Consider the following 13,713-nt stretch of genomic DNA (forward strand, 5'->3'; position numbering starts at 1 on the left):
TGCACACGCGGCAGCGGTGATCGCGGTCGGTACTGGTCAGGCCAGCTGCCGCGCGCTGCTCACCACGGGTGCTCAGCCGTCGCCCGGCTGATGTCCCTGCGGGAAGGACGTGTGCCGGCCCAGCTCCTCCCAGCCGTCCAGATCGGCCAGCCGCTGGGTCAGCACGGCCCTGATGCGGTCGAAAGCCTCCGGCCCCAACGGAAGTCGCAGCGGCGGTTCCGGTAGCTGCGCCAGCCGCACGATCACCTCGGCGGCCTTCTTCGGATCACCCGGCTGGCGGTCGTGCTGCCGGGTGAATCGCTGCCGGGCGTCGGCCAGAATCGGCTCGTACTCCGGCATCGGCTCGGCCCAGCCCTGGGAACTGCCGGCGAACTCGGTGCGGAACGGCCCCGGCTCGATGATCGTCACCGAGATCCCGAACGGCGCCACCTCGAGCGCCAAACCCTCCGACAGTCCTTCGAGGGCGAACTTGGTAGCGGCATAGCTCGAACCGCCGAGGGTGGCGCTGACCCCGCCGACCGAGCCGATCTGAATGATGTGGCCACCGCCCTGCGCCCGCAGCAGCGGCAGTACCGCCCGGCACATCCTGGCGACGCCGAACACGTTGGTGTCGAAGATTTTCTGCAGTTGTTCGGCGCCGGTCTCCTCGACGGCGCCGCGGATGCCGAAGCCGGCGTTGTTGACGAGCACGTCGATCCGCCCGAACCGCTCGACGGTGGCGGCCACCGCGGCGTCCACCTGACGCTGATCGGTGACGTCCAGGGCGGCGGTGGCGAACCGCTCGGCGGGCACGGAGCCCGCCAGGTCGGCGAGTTGTTCCGGGCGGCGGGCGGTGGCCATCACCCGGTGGCCGGCCGCGGCCGCCGCCGTGGCGATCTCCCGGCCGAAGCCGCTGCTGCATCCGGTGATCAGCCACACCTGACCTGGTGCTGGTGCCGGCGTTGTGGTTGCTGACGGTTTGGTTGCTGGTGGATTGGTTGCTGATGGTTTGGTTGCTGGGGTTTCGGTAGTCACGCTTCGACGCTAGGTACCGTTCCAGGCATCGACCACAGCGCAACAATGCTGGTACCGCCAGTACCAGGCTCTACCACTGGTGCACAGCCACCAGCGCGCGGGCGCCAGCGCGCGGGCGCCAGCGCACGCCAACACGGAAGGAGCGAAAGATGGCCGAACCCAGCGGCTCGTCCGGCCCGGCAGCAGCGGCCCGCTCCGACCTCGGCGCCTTCCTGCGGGCCCGGCGAGAATCCTTGGATCCCAAGGACTTCGCGTTCCCGTCCACCGGGCGGCGGCGCACCTCGGGGTTGCGTCGCGAAGAAGTAGCGACCCTGGCCGCCGTTTCCGTCACCTACTACACCTATCTGGAGCAGGGCCGCGAGCGACACCCGTCCGCGCAGGTGCTCGCCGCTCTCGGTGCGGCGCTGCGGCTGTCGCCGGCCGAACGCAACCACCTGGCGACGCTGGCCGGTCGCGGCGTACCGGCGGCAGCCGCGCCGAACGAGCCGTCACCGGGCGCCCTGCATCCGCTGCTCACCGCACTCGTCGACCGCTGGGACCCGTCCCCGGCCTACATCACCGGGCCAACGTTCGACGTGCTGGCCAGCAACGCCTCCTGTCGGTACTGGTGGACCGATTGGGACGTGCTGCCGTCGGCGCAACGCAACATGCTGTGGTGGATGTTCACCGATCCGGTTGCCAGGCAACGCTTCCCGGAATGGGAGTCGGAGGCGGCGAAACTGCTTGCCCGGTTCCGGGCCACCGCTGTGCGACATCCGACCGACGCCCGCTTCGACGAGCTCACCGATCGGCTGCTCGCGGCCAGTCCGCAGGCGCGGCGGTGGTGGGCCGGTCAGCAGGTGCGCGGGTACGGCTCAGGACGCAAGCTGCTGACGCAGCCGGACCGGCCCGGCACCGTCGTCACCTTCGAGCACACGGTGTTGTTGGCAGCCGACGTGGCCGACACCAAACTGGTGGTGTTCCAACGACTTCCCGAGGACGGCGACAATGCAGCTGCAGGACGTTCGTGACTATGTGCAGGCCCACCGCGCCGCGCACCAGCGGGAACTCGCTGATTGGATCGCCGTCGGCGGCGTGAGCGCCACCGGCGAGGCGATGCCGGCGGCGACGGCGACGGAGCATGCCAGGCAGTTGCTGGAAAGCTGTGGCCTGCGGGCCGATGTGGTGCCGACCGACGGGCACCCGTTGGTCGTAGGGCACCGGCGCGCCGACGTCGCCGCTGGCGGTACCCGGGCCGGGGATCCGGCGGCTGTCCCGACGGTGGTGGTGTACGGGCACTACGACGTGCAACCGGCCGGCCCGGCGCACGCGTGGTCCAGCCCGCCGTTCACCGCGACCGTCAGGGACGGCCGGGTATTCGGTCGCGGCACCGGCGACAACAAGGGCCAACATTTGGCCCAGCTGTTGGCGATCCGGGCGCTGGCCGCTACCGGCGGATTGCCATGCAACGTGGTGATGGTGCTGGACGGCGAAGAAGAGATCGGCAGCCCGCACCTGCAGCAGACCCTGGCAAGGCTGCGTCGGGAGGACGATCTGCTGGCCGGCGCCGATCTGGCGGTGTGGAGCGACGGCCCGGTGCACGAGTCGGGCGCGCCGACGGTGGTGCTGGGTGCCCGTGGCATCGTCAGCTTCGAGATCGTTGTGCCAGGCGCCAACAGCGAACTGCACTCGGGGAACTGGGGCGGGATTGCGCCGAACCCGGCGTGGGAACTGGTGTGGCTGCTGGCCAGCATGCGGGCACCGGACGGCAGCATCACCGTTCCCGGCCTGGTGGAATCGCCGGCACCGATCACGCAGGCCGAATCCGCTGCGGCGCAGGGGCTGCCGTTCGACCTGCCGGAGCTGCTGGCCGGCGCCGGGTTGAACCGAACCGACCGGCCCGATGCCGACCTGCCGTTGGCGGCGCTGCGCCCGACGTTCTCGATCAACTCACTGACCTGTGACGACGGCGGCGACCATCGCACGGTGATCCCGTCCGTCGCCAAGGCCAAGTGCGACATCCGGATGGTGGCCGGTCAGCGCGCCGATGACGTGCTCGCCGCCGTGAGACACCAGGTGGCACAGCAGCTTCCGCATGCCGAGGTGATCACCGACCGCGGGATGATGCAGCCCTACCGGGTGCGGCCGGACGCACCCTATGTCGCGGTGATCGCCGACGCCATGGCGGCAGCCCACCCGGGGCAGCAGGTGCTGGTGACGCCGACCCTCGGCGGCAGCCTGCCGGTGGCCGAGTTGGCCGCCGGGCTCGGCCTTGACTGCTACGGCATCCCGCTCGCCAACGCGGACGAACGCAACCACGCCCCCGACGAGAACCTGGAGCTGCACCGCTTCCATGACGGCATCGTTGCGTGCGCCGCGGTGCTGCGTGGCATCGCTGCCGCAGGTTCGGCTCCGGCACCCGTACCGGAACCCGCAAAGTAAGTGGGAGCGAGGGGATCGGCCTTTGTAAGCCGCAGTAAGCCTTAGTGAGCCTCAGTAGTCGGCTGCGTCGGCCTGGCTGCGACCCTCCTGGATCTCCTGGTAGAGCACCGCGGTGAAGTCGCCGGCTGCGCCGATGGCCGCGTCCGGCGGGCGTAGCAGCGCCACCGCCCTGGCCAGCGCGTCGGTGGAACGCAGCAGCCGCAGTTGCGCGCGGGCCTGCTGCAGCTCCTGCCGGCGCACCGCGATGACGGCATCGCCGGCCCGGTTGTCGGCCTTGAGGTCGGCGAACCGCGCGAGCTGGGCCTGGAACTCGGCGAGCCGGCGAGCCAGGGTGAAGTAGCCCGGAGCGTTGTCCTTCGCGGCCCGGCAGACGTGGCCGGTGACCGCGTCGGAGAAGCGCGTCAGCAGCTCAAGCTCATCGGATTCGGCAGCGCCCGGCGTTCTGCCGGGGCGCCGGCCGCGACGGCGGCGCAGCGCCGGCGCGCCCGGGCGCTTCGGACTCCGGCGCAATCGCACCGCGTGGCCGCGGCTGATCAGCTTTCCGTTGTGTCCCCAGCGGTTTGCGAGTCTGGCGTACAGCCAGCCGGCCGGCCCGCCCAGCACGATCAGCAGCGCCGACCAGCCACCGAGCGAGAACCCGGTCGCCATCGCCAGCAGCGTCCCGAACAGCCAACCGGCCGGCACCGACAGCAGCGACGAGACCGCCGGCACCACCCGATAACCGGGCGCCGCGATCACGTACTCCTGCCAGTCGCCCCGCCTCGGCGTGCTGATCTTTTCCTGCAACACCGTTGGCGCCAACAGTTTCGAGGATTCAGGCACGCCCCGACTCCAGCCATCGATCGACCAGGCGCTCGGCATCGTCTGCTGCTGCCCGCAGCTGTTGTTGCAACTGCTCGAGGCGCTGGACCGTTGTCGTCCCGGTGCCGGGTTCGACCTCGAGCAGCCGTTCCGGCGCGCCGGCGATCTCGGCGCGGCCGGCCAAGGACTCCAACTGCGCCGCCTGCGCCCGCATCGCCTCGGCAGCGGCGAGGTGACGCGCTTGATCTACATACCCCGGCCGGCGTGGCGCCGCAGCGGCCAGCCGTTCGGCGCGCCTGGTCACCGCGGTCTCCACCATGGTGCCGTCGCGCAGGCCGCGGGCCAACCGCTCTTCGTGCCGGGTGCGGCAGGCGAGCATCGGCATGGTCAACAGCAGCAGGCAGCCGGCGATGGCCGGCGCCCGCAACCCGATCCACTCGCCGGCAACGGGTTGGCCGTTCCCGGCCAGCACGGCCCCGACAATGCCGAGCGGGAACCACAGCACCACCAACGCGAGGGCCAGGATGGCGCCCAGCAGGAAATCCGACCTCGACCCGATCGGCACGTTCGGTTCGGCGAAGTACACCCGGCGGTCGATGGTGTCGACATGCGCATACCGGTAGGTGCGCCCGATCAGCTCGCGCCAGCCGTTGCTACCCGGGTCGGCACCCCTTCGCCCCGCCATGATCGATCGACTAATCGTCCCGCTCGGGCCGGTCCGCGGTCCCGACGGCAGCAGCAGGGCCGGTGCTGCCCAGGTCCAGGCCGAGGTCAACGGCGGGGGCGGAGTGGGTGAGCGCGCCGACCGCCAGGTAGTCGACGCCGGTGGCCGCCACTTCCCCGGCGCGGTCAAGGGTCAGACCGCCGGATGCCTCCAGTTGCACCAGCGGATGCCCGGATCTGGTGCGGCGCACCGCTTCCGCGGTGTCCGCCGTGGTGAAGTTGTCCAGCAGGATCAGCGTCGCCCCCGCGGCCAGCGCCTCGTCCAGCTGGTCGAGGGTGTCGACCTCAACTTCCAGCGGCAGGTCGGGTGCAGATCGCCGCACCGCCTCGACCGCGGCCGTCACCGAACCGGCCGCCTCGACGTGATTGTCCTTGATGAGCGCGGCATCTCCCAGGCTCATCCGGTGGTTCAGCCCGCCGCCGGCCCTCACCGCGGCCTTCTCCAGCGCCCGCAGACCCGGGAGGGTTTTGCGGGTGTCGCGAATTTCGGCACCGGTGCCGGCGACCGCGTCGACCCAGGCCCTGGTCGCGGTGGCCACCCCGGACAGGTGGGTGAGCAGGTTGAGCGCGGTGCGCTCTGCGGTCAACACCGCCCGGGTGGCGCCGGTGACCCGCAGCACCGGCTCGCCGGGACGCAGCGGATCTCCGTCGTCGGCCAGGGCGGTGAACTCGACGGCATCGCCGCCCACCTGCCGGAAAGCCGCGCGGGCGGCAGCCATCCCGGCCAGCACGCCGGTGCCGCGCGGCACCACCTCGGCGACGGCGGTAGCGGTCTCCGGCACCGTCGCCATGGTGGTCACGTCGGGGCCGTCCGCCAGGTCTTCGGCGAGCGCCATCGCCACCACCAGGTCGATGTCGGCCGCCGCCTGTGCCTGCTGTTCGGCCCGCCGGTCGGCTTGGTCATCGGGGTGTTGGTCGGCTGTCATGGTTTCCTCATCGGGGGTCGGTGCGCCGGTCATGACGCCACCGGGGTGCGCAGGTCGCCGACCACCAACTCGTCGTCGACAAGCGTCAGCTCGATCGGCTGGGCCCAGGCCAGCCGCCGCTCGGGGAAGTCCAGACGCACGTGGCAGCCCCGGCTTTCGGTGCGGACGGCGGCCGCGGTGAGCAGCGCCCGTGCCGCCAACGCGATGTTGGCGGTCTCGACCGCCGCGCGGACCGGGACGTCGTCCTCCGGCGCGGATCGCACCACCGGCGTCCGCACGTTCGCCAGACCTGTTGCGGTGCGGCCGATTCCGGCGTGGGCGCTCAGCGCGCGCTGCAGATCGTCCAGCTCGCCCGGGTCGGCGACCCTGACCTCGGGAAGGTCGGTGGGCGACACCGGGTGCGCGCCGGGTGCGATCTCCTCGGCGATGGTGGCCGCCGCGCGCTCCCCCATCACCAGCCCTTCGAGCAGCGAGTTGGAGGCCAGCCGGTTGGCGCCGTGCAGGCCACTGCGGGCCACCTCGCCGATGGCGTACAGGTGCGGAATGCTGGTGCGGCCGTTGAGGTCTGCGCTGACGCCGCCGCACTGGTAGTGCGCGGCCGGCGCCACCGGGATGGCTGTGCTGACCGGATCGATGCCGGCCGCCCGGCAGGCGGCGGTGATGGTCGGGAACCGGCCGGCGAAGTTCTCGATGCCGGTGGCGTCCAGGAAGACGTGATCGTCGATACCGCCTGGTGACTCGGCGAGCCGGCGGGTGATGGCCAAGGCCACCACGTCGCGCGGGGCCAGGTCTTCCAGCGGATGCACCCCGGTCATCACCCGCCGCCCGGCGCCGTCCACGAGGAACGCGCCGGCCCCGCGCACCGCCTCGGACACCAGCGGCCGCTGCCCGGTGGCCTCGCCGGCGAACAGCGCGGTCGGATGGAACTGGACGAACTCGATGTCGGACACCACGGCGCCGGCCCGCAGCGCCATGGCGAGCCCGTCGCCGGTGGCGACGGCCGGGTTGGTGGTCACCGAATAGAGGTGGCCGCTGCCGCCGGTGGCCAGCACCACCCTGGCCGCGCGGATCAGCCCGATACCGCCGTCCGGATCGAGCACCGTGATGCCGCCGGCCGCTCCGGCTTCGTCCTGCACCACATCCAGTGCCTGGTGCCTGGTGAGCATGCCGGGCAGGCCGGGGGCCGCGAGCAAAGCGCGTTCCACCTCGGCGCCGGTGGCGTCGCCGCCGGCGTGGATGATCCGGTCGAAGTGGTGCCCGCCTTCGCGGGTGCGCAGCAGCCCGGCCGGGCCGGCATCGAACTCGGCGCCGCGGGACCGCAAGCGCCGCACCGCATCCGGCCCTTCGGTGACGACGGCCTGCGCTGCCACCGGGTCGGTCAGCCCTGCGCCGGCCACCACCGTGTCGTACAGGTGCGCGGCGACGGTGTCGCCGGTGGCGTCGTCCACCACCGCGATACCGCCCTGAGCCCATGCGGTGCTGCCGGCGTCGGCGGCGTCCTTGCTCACCACCAGCGTGGCCACCCCGGCCGCGGCACAGTCGTGTGCCGCGGTGAGGCCGGCGACTCCGGATCCGACGACAACGACGTCGACGGACATCTCCCAGCTGATCATTACTGCCTTCCGTTGCTGCCAGAGTGTTGCTCGGCGTGCGGCGCGGGTTACTCGCCTGCGCCGGGAGTGCCGATGGCGATCATCCGCTCGACCGACGCCCTCGCCTTCTCGGCGACGACGGGATCCACCGTCACCTCGTCGGTGCCCTCGCGCAGGCTACGCAACAGCTTCTCCGGGGTGATCATCTTCATGTAGCGGCAGGAGGCGCGGTCGTTGACCGCCCTGAAATCCACCGACGGCGCTGCCTTGCGCAGCTGGTGGATCATGCCGATCTCGGTGGCGACCAGGACGGGCGCTCGAGAACCCTTGCGCTGCGCCGACTCTGCGGCCTTCACCATGTCGCCGGTGGAGAGAATCTTCACCTTCTCCCCCGGTACCGCCCCGGCGCTGGCCAGATAGAGCGCACTGGTCGCGCAGCCACATTCCGGGTGCACGTACAGCTCCGCGTCCGGCTCCGCCTCGGCCTTGGCGGCCAGCTCGGCACCGTTGATACCGGCGTGGACGTGGCATTCACCGCCCCACACCTTGATGGTGTCGCGCCCGAGGATGCGGCGCACGTGGGCCCCGAGGAACTGGTCGGGGCCGAACAGCACGGTCTGCTCGGCGGGGATCGATGCCACCACGTCGACCGCGTTGGACGAGGTGCAGCAGATGTCGGTCTCGGCCTTCACCGCGGCCGTGGTGTTGACGTAACTGACCACAACGGCGCCGGGGTTCTCGGCCTTCCAGGCGCGCAGTTGTTCGGCGGTGAGCGAGTCGGCCAGCGAGCAGCCGGCCGCGGCGTCCGGGATCAGCACGGTCTTGTCCGGCGAGAGGATCTTGGCCGTCTCCGCCATGAAGTGCACGCCGCAGAACACGATGGTGGACTGCGGCACCTCCGCAGCCAGCCTTGACAACTGCAGCGAATCGCCGACGTGGTGCGCGATGTCCTGGATCTCGGGCACCTGATAGTTGTGCGCCAGGATCACGGCGTCGCGCTCCTCGGCGAGCCGGAGCACCTCATCACGGAACGCGGTGCGATCGGTCAGCTGTGGCATCCCAGCCACCTCCTTGAGATCGTCGCGGATGCTGGCGATGACCAGTGGCCGCGACTCTGCGCCCGGCCGGCTCGACTGGCCGCACCGAGGTTTTCGACTTAGGATCGAAAACATGAATGATGCTACCAGCCGCGCCGGGGCGGGTGCGCTGCAAGCCGAGGTTCTTGTCGCGGTTTTCGGTGTGCGTCCCGTCACGTGCACCGCCGACCCCGACCGCCGCAGCGGCCGCGGCGAGTTGCGGCTGGAGACCCTGCTCTGGCAGCGGGCGCTGGAACCGGAAGCGGGCCGCTGGTCCCTGCCCGGCGGGGTGCTGCTGGGTACCGAAGACGTCGACTCCTCGGCCAGCCGGCAGCTGGCCGAGAAGGTGGACCTGCGGCGGGTGACGCACCTCGAGCAGATCGGAGTGTTCTCCGAGCCGGGCCGCTCCTCAGGGTCCCGCACCATCGCGACGGCATTCCTCGCCGTGGTGCCCACCCCGGCGGCAACACCGGGTGCGGCCACCGACGACGCCGACCTGCCGGCCGACACCAGGTGGCACCCGGTCGAGAAGCTGCCGCCGATGGCCTTTGACCATCAGCAGATCATCGAGCGGGCGGCCACTCGGTTACGGGGCAAACTCAGCTACACCAACATCGCGTTCGCGCTGGCCCCGGAAGAATTCACCATCGCCGAACTCCGCCAGATCTATGCGGCGGCACTCGGCCACGACGTCGACCCCACCAATCTGCAGCGCATCCTGACCCGTCGCGGCATGCTCACCGCGACCGGCCGCACCGCACCGCCGGGACCCACCGGTGGGCGGCCGGCGGCGCTGTACCGCTTCACCGTCACCAAGTACCGGGTGACCGACCCGTTCGCGGCGTTCCGCCCGCGGGATTAGCTGCCGCGCAGCCGGTCGGACAACGGTTCCGGGGCGCCGTCAGCACAGCGCCGTCAGCGCTGGTCGGGGCCGGCGGGCGCGTTCGCTTCCGGGCCGTTGACATCGCGGCTGGCCAGTTCGGGATCGGAGTGCCAGGTGGCCATGAAGGTGTACAGCAGCACATAGGACAGCGGCGAGATGATCACGGTGATCCAGCTGATGGTCGGCGGGAAGGTGACCAGCCGATCCACCGCCGGCCTGCCCTGTTCGGCCAGCAGCTCCCACGGGTAGTCGCCGCCCGCCAGCACCGGGCCGAGCCACAGCGCCAGCGCCGATCCGGCGGCCAGTCCCGCGGCGCCGGCGAGCAGCATGGTGGTGCCGCGGGCGGTGCGCAGCTGCCACGCCGCCACCGCCAGCACCACCCCGATGATGATCGACAGCATCGAGAAGATCGCGATCGAGGTGAACCGGTAGACGTCTTCGGTCGGCAGTACCAGCGCGCTGCCGTCTCTGGCGTACTGCACCCACTGCTGCCGCGGGGCGATCAGCAGCCACAGCCCCATCTGCGCGATCCCGGCCAGCAGGCCGACGGCCGTAATGGCGAACCAGCTCCGGCGTTGCGCGGGCGTAGCAACCAGGGGATGCCGCTGTTGCGCTGCGGCGGCCCCGGCCCCGCTGGCGGGTGGTGGGATTGCTGCCGGCGCGGTTGCCGGGGTTGGCGCCGTCCGCGCAGTGGTCTCGGCGCCGGGATCCGGAAACGTCACGACAGACAGTCTGCCCCGAGCAGCGCCTTCAGGTCGCCCATCAGTGCCGAGGTCGGGCTCACCCGAAGTTGGTCGGGCAGTTGCATCGCCTTGTCGCGGGACCCGTTCACCAGCACCTGCACTTCGGTGGTGCCCGGATGCTGGGTCAACACCTCTTTGAAGCGGCCGAGCATCGCGGAGTTGCAGCGCGCGGCGGACAGCTTCAACCGCAGCGGGCCTTGGCCTGGCGCGCTGCTCAGGTCGGGGATGGTGACCTCCTGGGCGTGCAGCGACAACCGCTCGTCGCTGCGCGACACCCTGGCCCGCACCAGCACGATCGCGTCTTCGGCGAGGTTGAGCGCATAGTCGGCGTACACCCGCGGGAAGAAGGCCACCTCTACCCCGCCGGTGAGATCTTCCAGGGTCGCCGACGCCCACGGGTCGCCGTTGCGGGTGACCCTGCGCATCAGTCCGGTGAGGATGCCGCCGACGGTGACGTAGGCGCGGTCGGGCACCGTGCCGTCCAGGATCTCCGGGATGCTGGAATCGCTGTGCGCGCTGAGCACGTGCTCGAAGCCGGCAAGCGGATGCCCGGATACATATAGCCCCAACATTTCCCGCTCGAAGCCGAGCCGGAGTTTGCCGTCCCACTCGGTGTCGGGGATCTCGACCGTCATGCCGCCACCGACGTCTTCGGCGGACAGGTCGCCGAACAGGTCGAACTGCCCGGCCGCCTCGGCTCGCTTGACGCTCAGCACCGCGTCGATGGCGTCGGCGTGCATCATCAGCAAACCCTTGCGCGGGTGCGGGTTTTCCGGCGTCGAGAGCGAGTCGAACCCGCCGGCCTTGATGAGCGACTCCACCACCTTCTTGTTGCACGCCGCGGCGTCGACCTTGTCGAGGAAGTCGGCGAAGTCGGCGTACTCGCCCTTCTCTTTACGCGCGGCCAGGATCGACGCCACTGCGTTGCTGCCGACGTTGCGCACCGCGGACAACCCGAACCGGATGTCGCCCTCGACCGGGGTGAAGTTGGCTTCGGACGAGTTGACGTCGGGTGGCAGCACCTTGATGCCCATGGTCCGGCACTCGGCCAGGTAGATGGCCATCTTGTCTTTATCGTCCTTGACGGAGGTGAGTAGCGCCGCCATGTATTCGGCCGGATAGTGGGCCTTCAGATAGGCGGTCCAGTACGACACCAGGCCGTAGGCGGCCGCGTGTGACTTGTTGAACGCGTAGTCGGAGAACGGCAGCAGGGTGTCCCACAGCGCTTTGATGCCGGCGGCGGAGAAACCGTTGGCGCGCATGCCGGCCTCGAAGTCGACGTACTCGGCGTTCAGCACCTCGATCTTCTTCTTGCCCATGGCCTTGCGCAGCGAATCGGCTCGACCCATGGTGTAGCCGGCCAGCTTCTGCGCGATCTCCATCACCTGCTCCTGGTAGACCAGCAGGCCGTAGGTCTCTTCCAGGATGGTGGACAGTGCATCGGCCAGATCGGGGTGCAGCTGGACGATCTCCTGCTGACCGTTCTTGCGCAGCGCGTAGTTGGTGTGGGTGCCGGTGCCCATTGGGCCCGGCCGGTACAGCGCGCCCAGCGCGGTGACGTCGGCGAATGAGTCGGGGCGCATCTGCCGGCACAACTGCCGGTAACCGGTGCCCTCGAACTGGAAAACCCCGAGCGTGTCACCACGGGTGAGCAGCTCATAAGTCTTGGCATCGTTGGGGTCTCGGGCCAACTCGTCAAGATCGACGTCGACACCGTGCGTCAACTTCACGTTGCTGATCGCGTCGTCGAGGATGGTCAGGTTGCGCAGCCCGAGAAAGTCCATCTTGACCAGACCGAGCGCCTCGCAGGTGGGATAGTCCAGCTGCGTGATGATCGCGCCGTCCTGCGGGCGGCGCATGATCGGGATGATGTCCAGCAGCGGGTCGGAGCTCATGATGACGCCGGCCGCATGCACACCCCACTGGCGCTTCAGCCCTTCCAGGCCCTGTGCCGTGTCCATCACCCGGCGAACTTCCGGGTCGGATTCGGTGAGGTTGCGCAGCTCTTGGGCCTCGGCGTACCGCTTGTGCCCGGAGTCGAAGACGCCGGAGAGCGGGATGTCCTTGCCCATCACCGCCGGCGGCATCGCCTTGGTGATCCGGTCGCCCATCGAGAACGGGTAACCGAGCACCCGGGCCGAGTCTTTGATGGCCGCCTTGGCCTTGATGGTGCCGTAGGTGACGATCTGCGCGACCCTGTCGTCGCCGTACTTCTCGGTGACGTAGCGGATCACATCACCGCGGCGACGCTCGTCGAAATCGATATCGAAGTCGGGCATCGACTTTCGCTCGGGGTTGAGGAAGCGCTCGAAGAACAGCCCGTGCTGCAGCGGGTCGAGGTCGGTGATGCGCATGGCGTAGGCACACATCGACCCGGCACCGGAACCACGGCCCGGCCCCACCCTGATGCCGTTGTCCTTTGCCCAGTTGATGAAGTCGGCAACCACCAGGTAGTAGCCGCCGTAGCCCTTGCCGAGGATCACCTCAGACTCGTAGTTGGCGCGGGCCCTGACCGCGTCCGGGATGCCGTCCGGGTAGCGCTCGCCGAGGCCCTTCTCCACCTCCTTGAGGAACCAGGAGGATTCGCTCTCGCCCGCCGGGGTCGGGAACTTCGGCATGTACCGGCCCTCGCCCTCGACCATCTCGAAGTCGCAGCGCTCGGCAATGGCGAGGGTGTTGTCGCAGGCGCCGGGAAAGTCGCTGTCCGGGAACAGCTTTCGCATCTCGGCGGGCGATTTGAGGTAGTAGGAGTCGCCGTCGAGCTTGAACACCTTCGGATCGTCGAGGGTCTTGCCGGACTGCACGGCGAGCAGCGCGTTGTGCGCGGTGTGGTCGGCGGCGTCGACGTAGTGCAGGTCGTTGGTGGCCAGCATCGGCAGCCCGAGATCTTTGCCGAGCCGCAGCAAATCGGCCCGCACCCGACGCTCGATGTCGATGTCGTGGCTCATCAGCTCGAGGTAGTAGTTGTCCTTGCCGAAGATGTCGCGGTAGTCGGAGGCGGCTTGGATGGCCTGCTGGTACTGGCCGAGCCGGAGCCTGGTCTGCACCTCGCCGCTGGGGCAGCCGGTGGTGGCGATGAGTCCTTCGGCGTATTCCGACAGCAGTTCGCGGTCGGCCCGCGGCTGGTAGAAGTAGCCCTCCAGCGAGCTGCGGGAGCTGAGCCGGAACAGGTTGTGCAGGCCGGTGGTGCTGTGCGACAGCAGCGTCATGTGGGTGTAGGCGCCGCCGCCGGAGACGTCGTCGCCGGAGTCGGCACCGTCGGCCCAGCGCACCCTGGTGCGGTCGTACCTGGCGGTGCCCGGGGTGATGTAGGCCTCCAGACCGATGATCGGCTTGATGCCGGCCTTCTTCGCCCGCGAGTAGAAGTCGTAGGTGCCGAACAGGTTGCCGTGGTCCGTCATCGCCAGGGCCGGCATCTTCATCTCGGCGGCGCGTTGGAACAACGGCTCCAGCCGGGCGGCACCGTCGAGCATCGAGTACTCGGTGTGGACGTGCAGGTGGACGAAGGAGTCGGAATCTCCCACCACCGCTCCT

The 13,713-nt window shown here is 69.8% G+C and carries 10 protein-coding genes and 1 pseudogene; 3 read left to right on the plus strand and 8 right to left on the minus strand.

Annotated elements, in window-relative coordinates; genetic code table 11:
- Positions 1-72: 72 nt before the first annotated feature.
- Positions 73-1,014: an oxidoreductase gene (locus HKD39_RS02565; RefSeq protein ID WP_171198228.1), complete on the minus strand. Its 942-nt coding sequence runs from the start codon at positions 1,012-1,014 to the stop codon at positions 73-75.
- Between the two features lie 149 nt (positions 1,015-1,163).
- Here HKD39_RS02565 and HKD39_RS02570 point away from each other — a divergent pair, with 149 nt between their 5' ends.
- Positions 1,164-2,024, plus strand: a complete 861-nt coding sequence (locus tag HKD39_RS02570) for a helix-turn-helix transcriptional regulator (RefSeq protein ID WP_171198229.1) — start codon at positions 1,164-1,166, stop codon at positions 2,022-2,024.
- Positions 2,002-3,435 (plus strand): M20/M25/M40 family metallo-hydrolase, encoded by a 1,434-nt coding sequence (locus HKD39_RS02575; RefSeq protein WP_171198230.1) that lies wholly within the window; start codon positions 2,002-2,004, stop codon positions 3,433-3,435. The genes HKD39_RS02570 and HKD39_RS02575 overlap by 23 nt, the downstream gene beginning before the upstream one ends.
- A 51-nt stretch (positions 3,436-3,486) precedes the next feature.
- On the opposite strand, the gene HKD39_RS02580 is transcribed toward HKD39_RS02575, so the two are convergent.
- The 5 genes and pseudogenes from HKD39_RS02580 to nadA form a co-directional block, all read right to left on the minus strand.
- On the minus strand, positions 3,487-4,257 hold the full coding sequence (locus HKD39_RS02580; protein ID WP_171198231.1) for a hypothetical protein: 771 nt from the start codon (positions 4,255-4,257) through the stop codon (positions 3,487-3,489).
- Entirely contained in the window at positions 4,250-4,921 is a 672-nt protein-coding gene (locus HKD39_RS02585; protein ID WP_171198232.1) for a hypothetical protein, read from the minus strand. The genes HKD39_RS02580 and HKD39_RS02585 overlap by 8 nt, the downstream gene beginning before the upstream one ends.
- 10 nt (positions 4,922-4,931) lie before the next feature.
- Entirely contained in the window at positions 4,932-5,795 is an 864-nt protein-coding gene (gene nadC / locus HKD39_RS02590; protein WP_343074565.1) for a carboxylating nicotinate-nucleotide diphosphorylase, read from the minus strand.
- Between the two features lie 119 nt (positions 5,796-5,914).
- Positions 5,915-7,504: pseudogene (locus HKD39_RS02595) on the minus strand (L-aspartate oxidase); the annotation flags it as partial.
- Between the two features lie 41 nt (positions 7,505-7,545).
- Positions 7,546-8,535 carry a quinolinate synthase NadA gene (gene nadA / locus HKD39_RS02600; RefSeq protein ID WP_246231784.1) on the minus strand — a complete coding sequence of 330 codons (990 nt, stop codon included), beginning with the start codon at positions 8,533-8,535 and terminating at the stop codon, positions 7,546-7,548.
- A 112-nt stretch (positions 8,536-8,647) separates the two neighbouring features.
- Between nadA and HKD39_RS02605 the strand changes: the two genes are divergently transcribed.
- Positions 8,648-9,415, plus strand: a complete 768-nt coding sequence (locus HKD39_RS02605; protein WP_171198235.1) for an NUDIX hydrolase — start codon at positions 8,648-8,650, stop codon at positions 9,413-9,415.
- Positions 9,416-9,468: 53 nt separating this feature from the next.
- Here the strand turns inward: HKD39_RS02605 and HKD39_RS02610 are convergent, their stop codons facing one another.
- Both HKD39_RS02610 and dnaE read right to left on the minus strand, forming a co-directional pair.
- Positions 9,469-10,158, minus strand: coding sequence for a DUF2567 domain-containing protein (locus HKD39_RS02610; protein ID WP_171198236.1), 690 nt, complete (start codon positions 10,156-10,158; stop codon positions 9,469-9,471).
- Entirely contained in the window at positions 10,155-13,703 is a 3,549-nt protein-coding gene (gene dnaE, locus HKD39_RS02615; RefSeq protein ID WP_171198237.1) for a DNA polymerase III subunit alpha, read from the minus strand. The genes HKD39_RS02610 and dnaE overlap by 4 nt, the downstream gene beginning before the upstream one ends.
- Positions 13,704-13,713: the final 10 nt, after the last annotated feature.

Origin of the sequence: Nakamurella aerolata (genome assembly GCF_013002705.1) — a bacterium.
In the GTDB taxonomy this organism is placed as follows: domain Bacteria; phylum Actinomycetota; class Actinomycetes; order Mycobacteriales; family Nakamurellaceae; genus Nakamurella; species Nakamurella aerolata.

Coding starts and splice junctions, on each gene's coding strand:
- HKD39_RS02570 (WP_171198229.1), top strand. CDS start 1,164: ATGGCCGAACCCAGCGGCTCGTCCGGCCCGGCAGCAGCGGCCCGCTCC.
- HKD39_RS02575 (WP_171198230.1), top strand. CDS start 2,002: ATGCAGCTGCAGGACGTTCGTGACTATGTGCAGGCCCACCGCGCCGCG.
- HKD39_RS02585 (WP_171198232.1), bottom strand. CDS start 4,921: ATGGCGGGGCGAAGGGGTGCCGACCCGGGTAGCAACGGCTGGCGCGAG.
- nadC (WP_343074565.1), bottom strand. CDS start 5,795: ATGGCGCTCGCCGAAGACCTGGCGGACGGCCCCGACGTGACCACCATG.
- nadA (WP_246231784.1), bottom strand. CDS start 8,535: ATGCCACAGCTGACCGATCGCACCGCGTTCCGTGATGAGGTGCTCCGG.
- HKD39_RS02605 (WP_171198235.1), top strand. CDS start 8,648: ATGAATGATGCTACCAGCCGCGCCGGGGCGGGTGCGCTGCAAGCCGAG.